Source organism: Myroides injenensis M09-0166 (assembly GCF_000246945.1).
Classification (GTDB): domain Bacteria; phylum Bacteroidota; class Bacteroidia; order Flavobacteriales; family Flavobacteriaceae; genus Flavobacterium; species Flavobacterium injenense.
This window is the reverse complement of sequence record NZ_BAEX01000181.1, coordinates 1-633: the sequence shown is the minus strand read 5'-3', so window position 1 is coordinate 633 and position 633 is coordinate 1. Positions and strand designations below refer to the sequence as shown.

At 23.5% G+C, this 633-nt stretch carries 1 protein-coding gene; it reads left to right on the top strand.

Going from position 1 to position 633, the window contains the following annotated elements:
* Positions 1-386 precede the first annotated feature (386 nt).
* Positions 387-633 (top strand): phage tail-like protein (locus RH98_RS15050; RefSeq protein WP_010257988.1); only part of this gene is annotated, 247 nt, incomplete at its 3' end.

Sequence of the window (633 nt, the reverse complement as noted above, 5' to 3'; positions counted from 1 at the left end):
ATTTATTGTGTTAAAAAATGTTTTTAGGTTAGTATATTATATAAAATTCACTTTTATCTTGATTTAAATTCCATAAAATATTCTTTTTTTAGTTCTGTAGCTTCTTCTTATTATTGATAAAATGTGACTTATGTTCTGTTAATATTGAATTATTTACAAAATTATGTAATTTTATTGAAGTATTATTTGATATTTATGATATTGTGTATCGTAATAATTTAATTTTATATTAATTTGTGTTTAATAATCTTTTTTTATATACATTTGTAATGTTAACAAAAACTATAAATAGTGTTTAATTATCTAAAAAGGATTTGTTATTTATTAGTTTTTTGTGAAAACAAAAAATTTTTGAGAAATATGTATAATAAAAAAGTAATTAAAGGATGAAAAAGAAAATTACAACTTTGTTTTTATTGGCACTAGGTGCTTCAGTGTATGCACAAACACCAGGTGTAGGTATTGGTACTCCACTACCAGATCAATCAGCTATGCTAGATATCTCTGCAACAGATAAAGGGGTATTAATCCCGCGAGTAGATTTAACTGATAAAGAACAAAAATTACAAACGGGTGTAAATAATACTAAAAGTCTTTTAGTCTATAACACAGGTAAAAAAGTTGGAGACGATG